The 19,851-nt window shown below is 53.0% G+C and carries 10 protein-coding genes; 4 read left to right on the top strand and 6 right to left on the bottom strand.

Going from position 1 to position 19,851, the window contains the following annotated elements:
- Positions 1-125: 125 nt before the first annotated feature.
- The 4 genes from ACSBQN_RS01615 to cueR form a co-directional block, all read right to left on the bottom strand.
- A complete protein-coding gene (locus ACSBQN_RS01615; RefSeq protein ID WP_354633170.1) occupies positions 126-4,760 on the bottom strand; it encodes a hemagglutinin repeat-containing protein in 4,635 nt (1,544 codons plus the stop codon).
- Positions 4,761-4,796: 36 nt separating this feature from the next.
- Complete coding sequence (locus ACSBQN_RS01610) at positions 4,797-6,485, bottom strand: ShlB/FhaC/HecB family hemolysin secretion/activation protein (RefSeq protein ID WP_036406439.1); 1,689 nt, start codon at positions 6,483-6,485, stop codon at positions 4,797-4,799.
- A 532-nt stretch (positions 6,486-7,017) separates the two neighbouring features.
- A complete protein-coding gene (locus tag ACSBQN_RS01605) occupies positions 7,018-7,140 on the bottom strand; it encodes a hypothetical protein (protein WP_276513030.1) in 123 nt (40 codons plus the stop codon).
- A gap of 109 nt (positions 7,141-7,249) precedes the next feature.
- The gene (gene cueR, locus ACSBQN_RS01600) at positions 7,250-7,666 is read right to left on the bottom strand and encodes a Cu(I)-responsive transcriptional regulator (RefSeq protein WP_004237647.1); all 417 of its coding nucleotides are present in this window, start codon (positions 7,664-7,666) and stop codon (positions 7,250-7,252) included.
- 141 nt (positions 7,667-7,807) lie between these two features.
- On the opposite strand from cueR, the gene copA reads away from it, so the two are divergent.
- The 3 genes from copA to ybaK all read left to right on the top strand — a co-directional run bounded on the left by copA (position 7,808) and on the right by ybaK (position 12,021).
- A complete protein-coding gene (gene copA / locus ACSBQN_RS01595; RefSeq protein ID WP_152695388.1) occupies positions 7,808-10,546 on the top strand; it encodes a copper-exporting P-type ATPase CopA in 2,739 nt (912 codons plus the stop codon).
- Between the two features lie 134 nt (positions 10,547-10,680).
- Entirely contained in the window at positions 10,681-11,490 is an 810-nt protein-coding gene (locus tag ACSBQN_RS01590; protein ID WP_036406445.1) for a TraB/GumN family protein, read from the top strand.
- Positions 11,491-11,541: 51 nt separating this feature from the next.
- Positions 11,542-12,021 (top strand): Cys-tRNA(Pro)/Cys-tRNA(Cys) deacylase YbaK, encoded by a 480-nt coding sequence (gene ybaK, locus ACSBQN_RS01585; RefSeq protein WP_004237643.1) that lies wholly within the window; start codon positions 11,542-11,544, stop codon positions 12,019-12,021.
- Between the two features lie 55 nt (positions 12,022-12,076).
- Here the strand turns inward: ybaK and ACSBQN_RS01580 are convergent, their stop codons facing one another.
- Positions 12,077-14,932 carry an RHS repeat-associated core domain-containing protein gene (locus tag ACSBQN_RS01580; RefSeq protein ID WP_434991533.1) on the bottom strand — a complete coding sequence of 952 codons (2,856 nt, stop codon included), beginning with the start codon at positions 14,930-14,932 and terminating at the stop codon, positions 12,077-12,079.
- Between the two features lie 250 nt (positions 14,933-15,182).
- On the bottom strand, positions 15,183-16,850 hold the full coding sequence (ushA, locus tag ACSBQN_RS01575) for a bifunctional UDP-sugar hydrolase/5'-nucleotidase UshA (protein ID WP_024474617.1): 1,668 nt from the start codon (positions 16,848-16,850) through the stop codon (positions 15,183-15,185).
- A 607-nt stretch (positions 16,851-17,457) separates the two neighbouring features.
- Between ushA and ybaL the strand changes: the two genes are divergently transcribed.
- Positions 17,458-19,263, top strand: a complete 1,806-nt coding sequence (gene ybaL, locus ACSBQN_RS01570) for a YbaL family putative K(+) efflux transporter (protein WP_036406452.1) — start codon at positions 17,458-17,460, stop codon at positions 19,261-19,263.
- The last annotated feature ends 588 nt before the right edge of the window (positions 19,264-19,851 follow it).

Here is a 19,851-nt window from a genome sequence, read left to right as displayed (position 1 = left end):
GACGATGATTAAAATATTGGAATCAATTAGTTAAATAAGTAATTAATCCAAAAAATAGAGCCGGAATAAAAACGGCCCTTATTCAGAGCCGTTTACGCTACGTTATACGTTATCGTCCATAATAATTACTTCACTTTACTGTTCACACTGCTGTGATCATTAGTGACAGAAATACCGACCGGGGATTTTCCGTTGACGATCCCGTCTTTAACCGCACTGACAGCCTGCCCGGCATTGAGCGGGAGTTCGCCGTGAATGCGGGTGCCGGTCTCTTTGACCGCCACAGAGTGCATTTCCGTATTCCCCGTATCCGGCAGCCCGTCCAGCACCGCACCGGTCAGAATAGTGCTGCCGCCGGTGCGCAGTTTGCCCTGCTCACGGGCGGTCAGACCGGATTGCTGTCCCACCTGTTCCACGGAGCGGGTTTCAAAGGATGCTTTAACATTGCCGTTCATCCCGGCCGGGGATGTCAGTCCGGATTTCACCTTGTCCGCCACGGTACCGGCACCGGCTCCGGCATTTTTCCGTACAGAATCTGCCGCTTTATCCAGTCCGTTTTCCAGACCCGCTTTGATGTCATCTGCAAACTTCGGGGTACCGGCATTGGCCAGTTTTGAGGTGATACTGCTGCCCTCATCATTGGTATGTGCCGCCGACAGATCCGCGTCAACTTTCAGAACAGATTCGGTGTTAGTCCGGCTTTCCACGATCAGATCACCGCCGACACGCCCGCTGACAGTATCCGCCGTCAGTTTTCCGCCCTGAATCCGCGTGTCATTGCGGCTGTTCAGAGTGAGATTTCCGCTGTCAGCAAGGGCATTTTTCTGTGTTATCGTCTGCTGATTGTCGATCCCGCCCTTCAGACCGGCACTGATATTATGCCGCGAACCGGTTTCCGGATTTTCTGTACTGCGCGAGGTGCCGATATTCAGGTTTCCGCCCGCATTCCAGTTGGCTTTGTCCGTGGTTTTCTGTGCCGATTCAATCACAATACCGCCGTCACGGGCGGTCAGCGCGGTGTTTTTTGCATCAATCTGCGTCCCTTTCAGATGCAGCGCATCATCCCGCATACCATCCGCAGAAACAGAAACGGTACCACCGCTGCGCAGACTGCCGCCGCGCTGGTCAGTCACGTTTTCAGATTGTTTGCTGATACTGAAATCCGCACCGCCGCCGGGTTTGCTGCCGATCTCTGTTTTACCGCCATTAGCCTGAACACCGCCGTGCCACTGATGGCCGGAGATAGTATTCGTGCTCTCCGCGCTGTTAAGCAGCGTGTTGTGTCCGCCTTTCACCGTCACATCCCCGTCACTGCTGACATTAGTACCGTTAGCGGTCAGGTCGTTTCCGGCCTGTAATACCACGCCGGTTTTGCCCTCAGTCACGCCGGTTTTCGCCGTTGTGCCGCTTTCGTTGTACACTTCACGTCCGCCGCTGAGACCACCACCGGCATTTTTCAGGTTGAGCGATTCCACATTTACCTTCGCCCCGGCATCATAACCACTGACAGTTTTGCTGTGGGTATCACCCGCCTGATCCAGCGTCAGATTATCACCGGCACGGACAGAAACGTGTCCTTCCTCACTACGCAGTGTATCGCCCTGCAATGCCGCATCACGCCCAGCCTGCACGGTGATATCCCCTTTCGCCGACAGCGAACCGGTCACCGCTTTACTGCTGCTCTCTGTCGCCAGACGATGACCGCCGCTGCCTTCTGCGCTGACTGAAACATCCTGTCCGGTGGATGTCGCCACACGCAGACTTCCTTTGCCCTCAGTCACGGATTCAGAGTGATGATGTGTATCCGCTGCGGCCACTGACTGATAATCGCCGGTGCTGATCGCAATACCGCCGTTATCCGCCCGGTACTGCGTTCCTTCATCAAGAACACGATCCGTGGTGTTCACGGCAACCAATCCTGCATTAACAGACGTGGTTTTCGCCTGTGTGTTTTCGCTGATGGTCTGCCGGTTTTCCCCTTTACCGCTCAGATCAACGCCGATATCCGGTAGTCCGGTGGCAGCGGTACTGTCAGCCACCCCGGCAATATTGCCTTCCGCAATATTTTCACCGGCTTTGGCCAGCGGACGGGAGACTTTGCTGTAATCCAGCGAAACACCAAGGCTGCCTTCACCGCCTTTACGGGTTTCCGTGGTGCGATCACTGTTATGAGCCGCCCGGTGCTCCGAGTTTTGCGCAGTTTCCGTATAAGCGCCGCCCACCGTATGTGATGCGCCTTCCTGCGAGAGCGTTTTACCGGCGGTCAGGGTGAGATTGCCCTGCACCTGTGTGCCGGAGGTGACCGCCTGATGCTGCTCCTGTGTCTTGCCGGTTTCAGTATGACCACCGCTCAGCCCGCCGCCGAGTTTATCCATGCCGCCGGTCAGATAAATACCGCCGTGTGATTCCCCTTTCTGCTGTGTCCGGGTCTCACGGTTATCCGCTGCGTTCAGGGTGATATTTTCAGCGGAAAGTGCCGCATCCCCCTGCGTGGTGGTCAGAGAGGAGCCGGTAAGCGTGAGATCGTTTCCGGCGGTGACAGAGACACTGCCGCCTTTGAGTTCACTGCCCTGATGCGTGACAGAATCCTGCTTTTGTGTATCGCGGGTATGGTTGATGTCCAGACCGGCGCGGTACTGTTTGTCCTCATCCTCTTTGGCATAGCCGCTGATTTTGAGTGTGGTTTCTGTTTTGTCAGACTGTTTTTGTGCCTGTGCCGCACGGACATTGATATCGCCAAGGGTATCAATTTTCAGTGTGCCCGCACTTTCAATCAGGCTTCCGGCAATGGTGATATCATTTTTCCCGGCCAGCCGCAGGTCAGCCTCTGATTTCAGCTCACTGCGTTCAACACGGGTATCTTCACTGTTTTCGCGAAGAGTACTGCGGGTGATATTAAACGCACCGCCATCACGGTTATCAATGTGTTTCGCCGTCCGGCTGATGCCGTTTTCAATCACCAGCGCGCCCTGCCCGGTCTGCACCAGACTGTCCTGTGTGCTTTTTACCTTGCTGCCGGTAACAGTGACGCCGTTACCGCCGGAAAGCCAGAGCTTACCGCCTGCGGTAACGTCAGAGCCGTGCGCTGTCTCTTCTGTGGTGGCCCGGTTCTCACGGGAACCACCGCCGATACCACCCCAGGAGGTGATATTCTCTGTATGCCCCTGATGCTGTGTCGTGGTTTGCGTACCGATGGTGAGATTATTACCGGTGTTGATGATCATATCCTGTCCGGCGTGTACCTGTGCCGCCTGAGCCCGGATGTCATGACCGGCATTCAGTCCCAGATTGCCGCCTGCGGTCAGTTCCGTTTTCACCAGTTGCTCTTTTGACGTGACATCGCCGTGTGTGCCGCTGAGCAGTTTTGCCGTCTCATTGCGTTTATTGCCGGACACCGTCTGAGTGCGCGAGTTGGTCACACTCTCAAGCCGGATATCCCCTCCGGCATCCGCACTGAGATGCGTTCCGGCCGCCAGTGTTGCCCCTTTCAGGGTAATATCACCGGTTTTGGCCGTCAGGCGGATATCACCGTCAGCCCGGAGGTTGCTGGTTTCCTGCCGGATGCTTTCGTCTTTGCGGGTTTCATTATTTTCCCACGACATCTTCCGCTGATTTGTGGTGCGGGTGTCTGACTGTGCAACCTGGTCGCTGTCGAGCATGATGGTTCCTGCCTGAACGGCGATCTCAATCCCGTTCAGATCAGTACCGGTCAGCCGGGCTTCCTGCTGTGCTACCAGGGTGATGTTTTTACCGTCCAGTGAGGTACGGGTGTAACGCCCCTGCCGGGTTTCGCCGGTGACGGACTGCCCGCTGCGTTTGTCTTCTGTCCGCTGATGTTCATTACGCAGCTGTCCTTCGGTACGCAGTGTATCGCCGCTCAGGCGGATATCCCCGCCGGTGACCTGTGCGCCGGTGAGTGTCAGCGCGCCCTGAGACTGAGCATCGAAACCATTTACAGCATCAATATTACCGGCCAGTTTCACGCCGCTGCCCTGCGCGGTATTCACCAGACGGATTTTCCCGGCGCGCATGCCGCCCAGATAATAGCTGTCCAGCGGAACCGCGTTTTTCCCGGCGGAAATAGTCTGCATATCAGCGGAAACGGTATTGTTCCCGGTGATCACATTCAGTGCCGCCGCGCGGATCTCCCCGTCGGTATTAATCGCAGGCGCGACCAGATCCAGCACCTTACCGGTCGTGATCCCGTTATTTCCGATCGTCAGTGAGTTCGTGTTGTCCAGCGTACTGTACGCACTGATCATCCCGTTCTCAATCAGCGGATTCCCCACGATCAGCCCGGCATTATTGGTGTTGATAAAACCACAGCCCTGACAGCTGATCCCGTTCGGGTTGGCGAGGATCAGATCCGCCGCCATGCCGAACACTTCCTGCTGACCCAGCAGCAGAGAGGGGTTACGGCTGACCACTTCATTGAGGATCACCCCGGCGGCCTGCCCGTTCAGGTTTTTGTTGGCCTCCAGCATACCCGCCAGCTGCGACTGCCCGGCGGTCATGCTGTTATTAAAGACCGCGCCCCGGTTATCCACATTAAAATCAAGATACTGGTTATGAGACAACCCGTTACTGTTCGGCGTTGTAATATTGACAATATCCGTTCCGTTTACCTGCGAAACCCCGGGGCCGTCCGGGCCGCCGTCCGCCACAATCCCTGCGGCTGCACTGTTCAGCGTGACAAAGGCCAGCGCCATCCACGCGGCCACCTTACCTGAAGAAGAGAGTTTAAAGCGTTCTTTTTTCATTGTATTTCCTTACCATCCAACGACTGACGGAGCCGATCAGAACTGATATCCCAGGCGCAGGGAAAACAGGGTGTCCTGTGCTGGCAGTGCCGTCACAGAGGTCCGGGCGCGGCTGATTTGCGCATCCAGCTGTGCGCCGCCGTAACTGACATTAACCCCTGCGGCGATACCCGCGGCAGACTGCCATCCCGCCTGCCCGGTCTGAGCCATAACCCGTCCGTAGTCCGCACCGGCACGGGGCGTTACCGTAATCCCCTGCCAGACAAAACGGCGGGAAAGGGTGTTTTGCCAGTACCATCCCTTATCCGCCGATAACGAGCCGTCGTGAAACCCTCTGATCGCGCTGTTATCCGACAGTGTCAGCCACTCCACCCCGGGGAGGTGATCCTGTGTGTACTGACCGGCCAGATGACTGCTGAACAGATATGTGTCTTCCGACAGCGAAAACTGCTGAACATAGCTGAGTGAGAATTTGCCTTTGGTGTACTGCGGATCTGAGCCGGGCAAGGTGTTCCGGGTATCCGCCCCGAACAGTGTGGTGCCCTTTTCCACTGATAAAGAGGTGCTGATAACGCCGCCCGGAACCAGAATCAGCCCGGTATAACCGGCTTCGGCGATACTCAGGGTCGGGCTGCTGACGTCAATCAGTGTGTCATTGAGGTAGTTGCGGCTGCGTTTGTGTGTCATCTGCGCCATCAGTGAATCAATCCGTGAGCGGTTACGGAAGATGACATAATCCGCCCGCAGCGCTGCCTGAGCGCTGTCCCCGCGCAGAATGACGTGGTTATAACGCAGCGCCTGAGTGATGCGGTAACGGGAAAGGCTGCCGTAAGTGCTGACCGTCAGCGCGCCGTAAGGCACGGAGTAAAACAGCATGCCGGAGCGGCTGTAACGCGCCGCCGGATTATCGGTTGTGGCGGAGCCGCTCAGGCTGACAAAATCAGATAATCCGGCCGGGCTGTCTGCGGTGACTGCGGCGCGGATAACGTTGCGTCCGGTACTTTTCTGCCCGTAATTATCCGTGCTGAGAGAAAAACCGGCCGGGGTACCGCGCTGATTAACCAGCCGAATCACCGATCCTCCCGGTTCGCTGCCGGGCAGAATATCCATCGTGACATGATTGGATTTCAGGCGGTTTGCCTGATCCAGCCCCTGCTCCAGTTCGGTTATTTTCAGTGGTTTACCGGTCAGAGAAGGAAACAGTAATGACGTATTAATGCCGCTGTCCGCGCCGTCGATCTGCTCCACCGTTCCTTCCGTCACGCCGATCCCCAGCTCGTGATAGCTGTTGACCGGCAGAAAACGGATCCGTGCGGTGATATAGCCTTTCTCCAGATACCGCTCCATCAGTTCCGCCACCAGCACATTAATGTCACGGCTGCGGATACAGTCTGCGGGCAGTGGTGAAAGTGAGCGGAGATCGTCCTGAGATAACAGTGTGATACCGGAGAGATACACGCCGCTGACCGGCAGACAGTGTTCATTCTCTGCCGCACGCAGTAACGGCTCTGCGGGGGTGATCGTTGTCTGCGGCTTGCTCAGTTGCCGGTAAGTCTGCTGTTCCAGCAGATCACTGACCTGCTGTCCGGCATCCTGCATCGCCCGGCGCGAAGCATCAGCGCCGGGGTTTTCCGCCGCTGCGGGGAAAGGTGCGGCAGATAATGGCGGGCAAAAAAACAGCCCTGATAATAATATGCAGCGGAATAATGTCAGCAGTTTCGTCATTTCGTCTTACCTATCCTTTGCGCCAGTTACCGCCGCAGCGGACAGAAATGCCGGTTTTCTCCGGTATAACGCCGGATGAAAAATAGCCGTGCTTTTATCTGTTATCGGCAGAAATAAGAAAAACTTAACTGACAGGATGTAAGACGGCGCACGCTGGTGTCGTCTTTATTTGCGGCATATGCGGCGGTGGCCGCTGACTTAACAGCAACAGTAAGCAGTGAGTATTTGAATGAAGCGTTCATGTTATTCCCTGACCGGATTAATATTTTTTATTTAAAAAGCCAAATGAGAATGATTAACCCTATTATTTATATATCTCATTGAGAATATGATCGCAAATGTGAATTATTATCATGATGATAATGAATTGCTGTGATGTCGTTAAACCGGAAAGTAAATCTGGATAGTTAACGGAAGGGATGAAAATTGCAGGACAAAAAAATGCTTAAAATTCAGGTGAATTTAAGCCTTATAACAAAGTACAAAAGTAAATATCGAGAGATGACTAATAAATAAAATTAACACATTTTCGTCAGAAAAATCTGCCCATCACCGGGTGGCGGAGAACCAGAGCCGGTGTGTAACACAGCGGACAAAACGGCAGCGCCAGTGAGGACGCCAATGCCTGTGCCGGATGTGCAGCTGTCTGAGCCATCACGTCAGCAGGATAACGTATTGTGCTCAGACGAGGTTAGATATATCGTGCATTCATGCTGTCATCAGAGCCGATCTTCCGGCGCGGGCAGACGCACAAAACAGACGGATTATTTATGACAGGCAGGTTTGCTGTGGCGGCATCCGGAGAGATGATCGATGATCGGACACTCCGCGCTGTCATCCCCGGGACAGGAATCAGCCAGTGCCAGCAGGCGGTCACGGATAGCCGTGAGCTCCGTAATGGTTTTTTCAATCTGCTTCACTTTGCCCAGTGTCGCCGATTTCACATCCGCCGCGTGGCGGTTCGGATTACGGAACAGCGATAACAGCTCGCGGCACTCATCCAGCGTGAACCCGACCTCTTTTGCCTGGCGCAGCAGAGTCAGTTCATCCACATGCCGTTCACTGAAATACCGGTATCCGTTCTCACCCCGTTCCGGTGGCGTGATCAAAGATTTATCTTCGTAAAAACGGATTGCTTTTGGTGTTAAACCCGTTTTTTGTGCAATATCGCTGATATTCATAACTTCTCCTTGACCTTACCCTTGAGGGAAGGTTTACCATCATCGTAAATCAAAATTCCCGTTCCCCCGAACAGAATTTTTTCTCTTGCGCCGTGTGCTGATATGCGGCGTGATGATGCGAAACATGTAAGGAAAAAAAGTATGGCTAATACCACTATTCTTGCGTTACAGGGGCTGTCCTGCGGACATTGCACCGGCAGTGTGAAAAAAGCTCTCGACGCCCGCCCGGATGTTGAATCTGCGGTGGTCACCCTTGATTTCGCCAAAGTGACCGGCGATGCGGATGCGCAATCCCTCATCAGTACTATCGAAGAAGCGGGTTACGAAGCTCAGATTGCAGACAAACCCGGTACAATTTTACAGCTTTCCGGGCTGAATTGTATGAAATGTGCAGCGAAAACGCAAAGTGCATTAGAAGCGGTTGACGGTGTTGCGGCTGCGGTCGTTGATACCAAAGAGGCAAAAGTGTACGGCAGCGCCGATGCGCAGACCTTAATCAGCGCAGTGGAAGCCGCCGGTTTTCAGGCGGCGGTGGCAGGAGAAAACGCCTCCCCAAAATCTGAACCGCTGACGCCGTCTCAGACTGAGGCTGCGGCAGCGGAGCACTGCGACATTCCGGCCACCCCTGACAATACCCCGGCCATGCCGGTGATTGAAGAGGATGACGACAGTCTCTCCTTCCTGCTCGACGGCATGACCTGTGCAAGCTGTGTCAGTAAAGTACACAAAGCGCTGCTCAGTGTGGACGGCGTGGAAAATGCCCGCGTTAACCTCGCGGAACGCAGTGCACTGGTCACCGGGCACGCCTCTGCAGAGGCGCTGATCGCCGCTGTGGAGAAAGCCGGTTACGGCGCGGAGCTGATTCAGGATGACGCCAAACGCCGTGAGCGCCAGCAGGAAGTGGCTGTCGCCAATATGAAGCGGTTCCGCTGGCAGGCCGCTCTGGCACTGGCGGTCGGTATCCCGGTGATGATCTGGGGGATGATCGGCGACAATATGATGCTGACCCCGGCGAACAACGGGATCTGGCTGACCATCGGGATCGTCACCCTGGCGGTGATGATTCTGGCGGGCGGGCATTTCTACCGCAGCGCCTGGCAATCCCTGAAAAACGGCAGTGCAACGATGGATACCCTGGTGGCTCTCGGCACCGGTGCCGCATGGCTCTATTCCATCACTGTAAACCTCTGGCCGGATGTATTCCCGCCGCAGGCGCGTCACCTCTATTACGAGGCCAGCGCCATGATTATCGGTCTGATAAACCTGGGGCATATGCTGGAGCAGCGTGCCCGCCAGCGTTCGTCAAAAGCACTGGAGCGCCTGCTGGATCTGACTCCGCCGACCGCCCGTGTGGTGACACCGGAAGGGGAAAAGGATGTACCGCTGGCAGATGTGCAGCCGGGGATGATCCTGCGCCTGACCACCGGTGACCGCGTGCCGGTCGATGGTGAGATTACCGAAGGCGAAGTGTGGATGGATGAGGCGATGCTGACCGGAGAACCTATCCCGCAGCAGAAAACCACCGGCGATACCGTTTCTGCCGGGACCACCGTGCAGGACGGCACCGTGCTGTTCCGTGCTGCCGCTGTCGGCAGCAAAACCACGCTGGCACGCATCATTAAACTGGTGCGTCAGGCTCAGAGCAGTAAACCGGAAATCGGCCAGCTGGCAGATAAAATTTCAGCTGTTTTTGTACCGGTCGTGGTGGTTATCGCCCTGATCGCCGGTGCCGTCTGGTACTTCTTCGGTCCTGCGCCGCAGATAACCTATGCACTGGTCATTATTACCACGGTACTGATTATCGCCTGTCCGTGTGCGCTGGGGCTGGCAACGCCGATGTCAATTATTTCCGGGGTCGGACGTGCCGCTGAGTTTGGTGTGCTGGTACGGGATGCCGATGCTTTACAGCAGGCAAGCACCCTCGACACCATTGTTTTCGACAAAACCGGAACCCTGACCGAAGGCATGCCGCAGGTAACGGAGATCCATACCTTTAATGGTTTCAGTGACGATGATGTCCTGTGTCTCGCGGCGGCGCTGGAAAGCGGTTCTAATCACCCGCTGGCCCGCGCTATCACTGAACGTGCGAAAGAGCTGACACTGCCGTCTGTTACTCAGTTCCGTACCCTGGCGGGTATGGGGATCAGCGGGGAGTCTGAAGGCCGGACACTGCTGCTGGGTAACCATGCACTGATGCAGGCACAGAATATCAGCACTGCCGGTGAGGCGGATGCGCTGGTGCAATCCCAGGCCGGTAAAGGTGTGACCCCGGTGATGCTGGCAGTTGACGGCAACATCGCGGCAATACTTTCCGTCCGTGACCCGCTGCGTGAGGACAGTGTCAGTGCGCTGGCGCGTCTGCACAAACAGGGATACCGACTGGTGATGCTGACCGGGGACAACGAAGTGACCGCCCGGGCTATCGCCAAAGAGGCGGGCATTGATGAAGTGATCGCCGGTGTGCTGCCGGACGGCAAAGCCGCTGCCATTGAAAAATTACAGCAGGCCGGACGCCGTGTCGCCATGGTCGGTGACGGTATTAATGACGCACCGGCACTGGCACGGGCCGATGTGGGGATCGCTATGGGCGGCGGCAGTGATATCGCCATCGAAACGGCAGCAATCACTCTGATGCGCCACAGCCTGCACGGTGTGGCCGATGCCGTGGCTATCTCGAAAGGGACACTGCGCAATATGAAACAGAACCTGCTGGGTGCCTTTATTTATAACACACTCGGGATCCCGATCGCAGCCGGGGTACTGTTCCCGTTCACCGGCACACTGCTGAATCCGGTAGTGGCAGGGGCGGCCATGGCGCTGTCATCCATTACCGTGGTCAGTAACGCCAACCGGTTGTTACGTTTTAAACCAAAAGATTAATAACTCAACCAATAAGGGAGCGAATACTTCGCTCCCTTATTTTTTCCTGCTGATTAACCGGATATTACTTATCAGGGTTGAAAAAAGCCCGCGCTTGCAGTCAACTAAGGTATCGTTTCACGACAGGAGTCGTCATGAAAACACTGTTCCGCCGGCTGAAAGATTACCTTATCCCGCCTGATCCGCAGGGTGGCTGTACCTGGCCCTCTATCGACCTCACATTGCCCGGGGATATCTCACTGCATCTGGTCGGCAGTATTCATATGGGATCGGAAGCCATGTATCCGCTGCCCGGCCCGCTGCTGGAAAGAATCAATCGGGCTGATGGCCTGATTGTGGAAGCGGATATCACCCGTCCGGCACCGCCGTTCCCGGGGCAGGACCCGGAATCTCCCCGTCTGCCGGTAAGTGAGCGCTTACCGGAGCACCTGAGAGATGACTACCGCCGGTATTGTGAGGAACAGCGCCAGCCGGTACAGACCCTGGATACCCTGCCCGCCTGGCAGGTGGCTCTGATCCTGCAGTCCGCCCAGGCACAAAGCCTTGGATTGCGGCCGCATTACGGCATTGATTATCAGATGCTCAATGCCGCTCACGGACAGAATATCCCCGTTTTTGAACTGGAAGGTACACAGGCACAGTTACAGATGCTGCTGGATTTCCCGGACGAAGGACTGAGTCTGCTGGAAGATACCCTGGCCTACTGGCATGACAATGCCCGCGCACTGCAGATTATGCTCGGCTGGTGGCTGGATTACCGGCCGGAAAAACTCGCGCAGCCGCTGCCCGCCACCTTCAGCGAGCAGACGTATCAGCATCTGATGATAAGTCGCAACGACGCCTGGAAAACCCGGCTGATACAGCTGCCGCCCGGCAATTATGTGGTGGCAGTCGGCGCACTGCATCTTTACGGCGACCATAATCTGCCGTCCATTTTGTGTTAAACTGGCAGGCCTTGTGACACTGCCGTCTGAATTATCTGCAAGGAAAGACCTATGACACCGGCTGTAAAACTTCTGGAAAAAAACAGGATTTCATTCACCCTCCATCCTTATGAACATGATCCGAATGATCATAATTTCGGTGATGAAGCGGTCCGCAAACTTAATCTCGATGCCCGTCAGGTATATAAAACCCTGCTGGTGGCGCTTAACGGTGATAATAAACACCTCGCCGTGGCAGTCACCCCGGTATCAGAACAGCTTGATTTAAAAGCGGTGGCCAAAGCCCTCGGCGTGAAAAAAGCGGAAATGGCTGACCCGGTGAATGCACAGAAAGTCACCGGTTATCTGGTGGGCGGGATCAGCCCGCTGGGACAGAAAAAACGCCTGCCGACCCTGATTGATGAGGGCGCACAGGAATTTGCCACTATTTTTGTTTCCGGCGGCAAACGCGGCCTGGATATCGAACTGGCACCGCAGGATCTGGCGAAAGTGCTGGACGGGAAATTTGCCCCGGTGGCGAAACGGGACTGATATACAGAAAAAAGCACTTCCCGGAGGAAGTGCTTAAATACCTTTAATAACTTACCTATGCAGCCCGCTTTCTCATATATCCGGCTTTGTTGTTATTAAATCGTTTTCTTATCTGGCTATTTTGATCAACCATTTCAGTATTAATACTTTCATCCGGACTTCTCAGGATATGATTTTTTCCGGCTGTGGCAGAGATGATCTGATACCCCTCAGGTGAATGACTTTCATTTGCCGGGTGCCAGATACCTGTTTCGGTTATACCATTATCTCTGGTTAGCGACAATTTACTGAATTCATCCGAAGGGATAACCATCTGGAGATTTTTTCCCATCGATTTCATTATTGTGTCTGAAACAGCTTGTCTTTCATCTGGTTTCGCAAACTGAATACCTGATAAATCATCTCTTAGCATGCTATTCCACTGAGAATTCACCAAAGACTGTTTTTTATATACTTTCAGTAAAGCAGGGGTAATATTATCAGGATAATCCGGACTGAATTTATATGCATTAAAATATGATCCGAACAGACCAAGTAACGAATTTTGAATCTTCCGGAAAAATGGAATATTACGGTCTAATTCAGCCTTTCTTCTTCCGCCATCCGGATTTGCAGAACCTTCAGCAAGATACCGGTCTTTCGCAACATAGAATCCCTGACCAATCTGTCCGTGAGGAAGCATATCAATATCAAGACCTTTACCAAGTATATTTTTTGCTGACTGTTCATTTGTACCATGGTATCCGATAAATGTTCCGCCTTCTCCTGTTTGCTGTGATGCCGTATATAAGTTTGGCTGACTGACACTTTTTGTCAGTTGATATCCCAGCCCCCGCTGATATTGAACAGCCGGTTCGGGCAACATATCCCGGAAGCTGCCGGCTGATAACGCGGCACGGACAGGCGCACGCCCGTCATTATCATAAAGTGTTACCGGATTATTCCTCACCATCCGGAACAGATTCAGCCCGTCAACCGTTCCCGCCGGGTCTGAACTCAGCCAGCGCCCTGCCCACGGCTGATAATAGCGGTAGCCGTAGTAATACAGTCCGGTCGCATCCCGCTCTTTGCCGGAATAACGGTGGGTTTTGTAGTCAATGCCGCTGTCCGCATCCGCCACCAGCACCGCTGTGCCACCGAAAGGATAATATTCCTCCTGACTCAGCAGGTTACCGTCACCGTCTGTTTCCAGGCCGCTGCTGCCGATCAGATTGTCGTAACTGAACCGCTGGTGATCTTTCTTACCGTCCTGCCAGTGCAGCAGCCGTACCTGTGCCCGCCCGGCAACACCGGCGCAGATCACCTGATAGTTTTCTTTTCCGCTGTGCAGCTCCAGCCCCGGCAGATAGATGACCTGCTGTGTCTGTGTGCTGTTACCGGTTTTCTGCACGGCAGTTTTCAGGATACGCCGGCTGCCCGCATCATAACGGTAGCTTTCGCAGTCACCGGCGGCACCGTTACGCACCACCGGCGTAACCTGTTGCAGTTCGCCGCGCGCAGTCCATGACAGAGTTTGTCCGGGCTGTAACTGTGTCTGCTGTCCGCCCGGGGTGAACAGGGCTTCGGCTTTCTCCGGCGTGTCCGCCAGGGTTTTCAGTACCGCGCGGTTGCTGCGCTGACTGACCGTGATATCCGTGGTGTAGTTATTATTGGTCGCAGGCGCTGAGTGGCGGATCTGCGTCATATTCCCGGCACAGTCATAGATATAGTTGCGGGTGTAACTGGTGTAAGTGGCTTTATCAAACGGGGAAATATCAGGGAGGGAACTGCTTTGCTGTCCGGCATTGGCCATCTCGCGCCCGGTGGCGCTGACCAGCTGATACAAGGTATCGTAAGTGTATCGGTTTTCCGGCACCACTTTCTGATTATGCCAGAAGCGCGTCTCCTCGGCGTCATTAGTCACACACAGCACATTACCGACCGGATCATATTCATAGCGCAGATCCTGAAATATTTTTTTCCGTGCCGGATGTTCGGCTTTGACGGCGAGCAGGCGCTGGGTCTGCGGTTCATAAGTGTAAGTGGTCACTACGCCGTTACCGTGCTCCTCGCGCAGCTTCTGTCCGGCAGCGGAATACGTCACAGATTTGATGATGATTTTTTCCGCCCCGCCTTTCACCGTCACCCGGCTGGTGCTCAGTAATCCGGCAATATCATAAGTGACTTTCTGCCGGTGACCCGCCGCATCCGTGGTATTCAGCACCGCACCGGTGGTATCTGCAATGGTTTGTGTGGTGTATTTTTCAGTAGATAATAATGTTTGCGGATTGCTTTCCGGCCAGTTAACCGGGTTATCCGCATCTTTCAGCAACTGACGGGTCACCGACAACGGCACGCCGGTCAGCGCAATACTGTCCGTCCGCATCAGCCCGGCAGGGTCATAATGGTGTGTACAGATACCCGCCAGGTTTTTTGCTTTCTCCGCCTCACTGTTGCCTGCATACACAAAGCGTTCGGTTACCTGAGTGCTCTGCCCGGCGGTCTGTTCCGCGATACTCAGCGGACGCCCGGCTGAATCCGCATCTTCATACCGGAAAGACTGAGTCACGGCCCGGCTGTGGTCATCCTGCCCGTTTTCAGTACCAATCTGATGAATACTGGTCGCCGGTCGCCCGGCCGCATCGTTCAGTGCCAGTGATGTGCCCGCATCCGCACTTTCTGTGCGCAGCACCTGTCCGGAGAGTGAGGTTATATAGCGGAAATTAGCCAGCCCGGATGCCTGCAAACGCGGATCGGCACTCTCCTTTAAAAACCCCCGTGAATCAAACTGATGACGGGTAATGCGCTCATCGGTTTTCTCCGGCGTATCCGGATGGCGGTGATACACGATATCGCGTACTACCTGCCCCCGGTTGCTCAGTACCGTCACCGACGGTGTTTTTTTATGTAAGGTGTTTTCTGTTTTGTTCATTAATATTTTTCTTTACAAGGCGGATATCGGCATTAACTTTCGCTCAGCCCATGCTGAAGCACCTTCTATTTTAGAAAAAAGACAGAGAACACATAAGTATTAAAAATGCTAAACAGCAAAAAACACAGAGTTTAAATCCAAAAAAAATAAATATTCAGCACAAAAAATCAATGGTTATATTTCAGGAAAAGAACAATTAATGGGGATACAAACCTGAAAAATCTTCCGGCTTATATCCCCAAAAAAACAACTATTTATTTTTATATACAATTTCACCTTTCGGCTCATAATCTGCCGCTTTCAGCGGAGAATGGGCTTCGATATAGCCTTTCAGCACTTCTGCATCAACAAAGCCGGTATTGACATAGCCCGGGTGAGAATCAATTTTCGGATAACCATCCCCGCCGATCGCATTGAAGTTCAGTGTCGCCATACGGTAGGTTTTTGCCGGGTCCAGTGGTTTACCGTCAATGGTCACATCACTTACGGAGCCATCTTTATTCAGCGTCAGGCCGACATTATAAAACTGTGCGTAAGCCCCTGAATCAGTTTTCATATTTGCCACAGCGGTCAGATACGGCAGCACTTCGCTTCCTTTGAAATCGATATACACCAGTTCGTTGGCAAACGGCTGCACTTTCAGCACATTTTTATAGGTGATATCGCCCGGTTCGATAGAATCACGCACACCGCCGCCGCTCATGATGGCGAAATCGGCATTTGCCCGTTCTTTTTGTGCAGCCAGCAGCAGGTGCCCCATGCTGGTCTGTTCAAAACGGACTTTGCTGCGATCACCTTCCAGTTTGCTGTCAACCGAACCGACTTTGATATTCAGTTGCTCATTGCCTTTTTCCTGGTACGGTGTCAGCAGTTTAAGCATGTCCGGGCTTTCGCTGATTTCACTGGTGTAATACACCCGCTCTGATGTGCCATCCTCTTTGGTGATTTTTTTCTTCAGATTCACCGGGATAAGCTGATAGTGTTTCAGCGTGAATTCGCCGTTGCGGAACTGAAAGTCCGCACGTCCGACATATTTACCCCATTCATGTGCCTGCACAATCCAGGTGCCGTTCTGGTTGTCCGGTGCACACGGAGTGCCCGGTACGTAATCAGCAATTTTATAATTCTTGTTCTCCGGCTGCATACAGACCGGATCCTGCGAGTGACCGCCGACAATCATATCCAGATAACCGGCCGGCAGGCTGCGCGCCATTTCCACATCTCCGGGGGCGTTGGAGCCGTGGTTGCTGTCATCGTAGTGCCCCATGTGGGTGGCGGCGATAATGATGTCCGGTTTTTCCGTTTCGCGCAGGGCTTCAACCACTTTTTTGGCTTCTTCTGCCGGGACACGGAATTCAGTGTCCGGGAAGTTGCCCGGATTACCGATTTTCGCTGTGTCATCCGTTGTCAGGCCGATTACCGCAATTTTTACACCCTGCTTATCAAACATGGCATACGGCTTAAACAGGCGTTCACCGGTACTTTTCTTATAGATATTGGCGGACAGGAACGGGAATGTGGCCCATTTTTCCTGAATGCGTAGCGTTTCCAGCGGATTATCAAACTCGTGGTTGCCCAGCGCCATCGCATCATAACCGACCAGATTCATCCCTTTGAAATCCGGCTCGGCATTCTGTAAATCAGATTCCGGCACGCCGGTATTGATATCCCCGCCGGAGAGCAGCAGCAGTGAGCCCCCCTTCTCTTCCACTTCCTTACGGATACCGTCCACCAGGGTCTTCTGGGCTGATAAGCCGTATTCGCCGTGATCGTTCTGCCAGAAATGGCCGTGGTGGTCATTGGTATGCAAAATGGTGATGTCGTAGGTTTTATCTTTTTCCCAGGCATTCGCCAGCGCCGGAAAAAGCATTGCGGATACCGCCAGCGCACAGGCTGTGGTTTTCAGTGTAAATGTCATGGTCATTCCCTGTGTGTCTGAATGATGATACCGGCACAGAAACAACTCTCTCCGGCGTCCTGCTGAAAGTATGATGAAAATTCACAAATTTTTACACCGGTTATGATAAACACGGCAAGAAAGTGCGATCTGATTCAATGTTTTGTCATTTAACGGATCCGCACAAATACGATAACGCAGTATTAAAAAATCGTTAAATATCAATATACAACAACGAAAAATCGCTGATTCATCCACCGCGTATCAGTGTGGTTATTTTATACCGCTGAGATATTACCACGCTGTTACCGGCGTCAAAACCGCAATTAAACCTGTATTTTTCAGCTGATTTTTATAAATACACCTGCATTGATATCAAAAACAGACTAAAGACACTTAATAATCTGTTAATTAACAATAATATTAAATATTAAAGTAAATCAATGATGGTACACATGACGATCACAAAGAGCAGAATACGCTAAAAATAGTCAAAGCTGAATGGTATCTGCTGTTAAGTCCTGTTTTTTACATAATTAGTTATATTTTTAACGCGATTTATGTCACGAAAACATGTATTATATTTATAGCTAACCCACATCCGTTCACACCACTAATCAAAAGGAGAATGAAAAAAGTGCATTCAACGCCTCTTATCACAACTATTGTTGGCGGTCTCGTTCTCGCTTATTTACTCGGTATGTTAGCGCAACGGTTAAAGATTTCCCCGTTAGTGGGTTATCTGGCGGCGGGTGTGTTAGCAGGCCCTTTTACCCCGGGATTCGTTGCCGATACATCACTGGCACCGGAACTGGCGGAAATCGGGGTTATTCTGCTGATGTTCGGGGTCGGGCTCCATTTTTCACTGAAAGATTTGCTGGCGGTTAAAAATATCGCCATTCCGGGGGCTATCTGTCAGATAGCCGTTGCCACGATTCTGGGTCTCGGCCTTTCCGCTCTGTTCGGCTGGGGATTATTTGCCGGGATCGTATTTGGTCTGAGCTTATCCACCGCGAGTACCGTGGTGCTGCTGCGCGCCCTGGAAGAGCGGCAACTGATAGAAAGCCAGCGCGGTCAGATAGCTATCGGCTGGCTGATTGTCGAAGATCTCGCCATGGTGTTAACCCTGGTGCTGTTACCGGCTGCCGCCTCTATCATTAATAACCCGGAGGCCAGTGCCAGTACATCAGATCTGCTGATAAGCCTGAGCATTACTATCGGTAAGGTCGTGGCATTCATCCTGATTATGATTTTTATCGGCCGCCGCGTGATCCCGTGGTTACTCGCCAGAACAGCCGCTACCGGCTCCCGCGAGCTGTTTACCCTGGCAGTACTGGTGCTGGCGCTGGGTATTGCCTATGCCGCTGTCGCACTGTTTGATGCCTCGTTTGCCCTCGGCGCGTTCTTTGCCGGTATGGTGCTCAATGAGTCAGAACTGAGCCACCGCGCCGCACAGGATACCCTGCCGCTGCGTGACGCCTTCGCGGTACTGTTCTTTGTCTCTGTCGGGATGCTGTTTGATCCGATGGTGCTGATTAACCATCCGCTGGGTGTGCTCGGTGTGCTGGCGATTATTATCATCGGTAAATCCGCCGCCGCCCTGCTGCTGGTGAGGATGTTCGGCCATAACCGGCGGACAGCCCTGACAGTCGCCGTCAGCCTCGCGCAAATCGGGGAATTCGCCTTTATCCTCGCGGGAATGGGGGTCACGCTGGAAGTCCTCAACCGCCAGGCCAATGACCTGATCCTGGCCGGTGCGATTGTCTCTATCATGCTCAACCCGGTGCTGTTCACGCTGCTGGACCGCTATCTGGAAAAAACCGAAACACCGGAAGAGCAGCAGGAAGAAGAAACGCTGGAAGAAATCACCCAGGTGCCGGTCAATATCTGCGGACATACCATTATTGTCGGTTATGGCCGTGTCGGTGCGATGCTGGCTGATAAGCTGCATAATAAAGGATATCCGGTTGTGGTGGTGGAAGATACCCGCGCCCGCTTTGAAGAGCTTGCAGAACGCGGCTTCCCTTCCGTGATGGGGAATGCGGTGGCACAGGATGTGCTGGAGCTTGCCCGTGCCGATTGCGCCAGTGCGCTGCTGCTGACTATTCCGAACGGCTATGAGGCCGGAGAGATTGTCGCCAAAGCCCGTGCCATGAACACACATATGACGATTATTGTCCGCGCGCATTATGATGACGAGCGCACTTATATTATGGAGCGCGGTGCAAACCGTGTGGTGATTGGTGAGTTTGAAATTGCCCGGGCGATGAGCACACTGCTGGTGGAAAACCAGACTGATCATGAGTTCGGTTGTCCGGTCAATATCAATCCGGCGGCGGAAACAGAGACGGAAGGCCGCTCACTGCATGACATGCTGCGCAAACCTGAAGCAGATGCCGCCCCGGAGAACCAGAATCCGCATCCGTCGGCATAATTTGTTTTAATCTGCTGTGAAATACAAGCCCGGATTTTCCGGGCTTGTATCTGATGATTAGTGCTGTGAATTAAACTACCTACCACCGCAGTTCCGGCCCCGGCCACTGGTGCTGCAGGTGTCATTGATGCACCTATTGCAGCCGTTAATACCAGGTCATTTATAAATTTAATATTATCAATGTTATCCTGATTACCTGCACCTGAAACACTTTCCATCATATGCTTGGCTAATAATTTCATATTATTTAATCCTTTTTACAGAGTCTGATACCCATAGTGAGATCAGATTAATAACACCTCCTGTAATAATCGCGATAGCATAATTAATATCTGTAAAAAATGAAAAATTGAAATACATTTCTTTTAATATACTCAATTTTAAAAGAGGAAATACAGTGACAAATAATATTGATATAAATATGGATATAATGACTCTATTTATTATTTTTTGTTTTAGTATTACCCCCTGAAACAGATGACATTTACAAGACTCAGTAATACTGCAATAAAATACTGGCCGGCGTCAGGCATCACACCTCCTCTGGAGAAAAAGACACTCATCCGGATGATATGGATTTATCAGAAT

The organism is Morganella sp. B601, from assembly GCF_051172335.1.
In the GTDB taxonomy this organism is placed as follows: Bacteria; Pseudomonadota; Gammaproteobacteria; order Enterobacterales; family Enterobacteriaceae; genus Morganella; species Morganella morganii.
The sequence above is the reverse complement of the archived record's forward strand: the minus strand, read 5'-3'. Positions and strand labels throughout refer to the sequence as shown.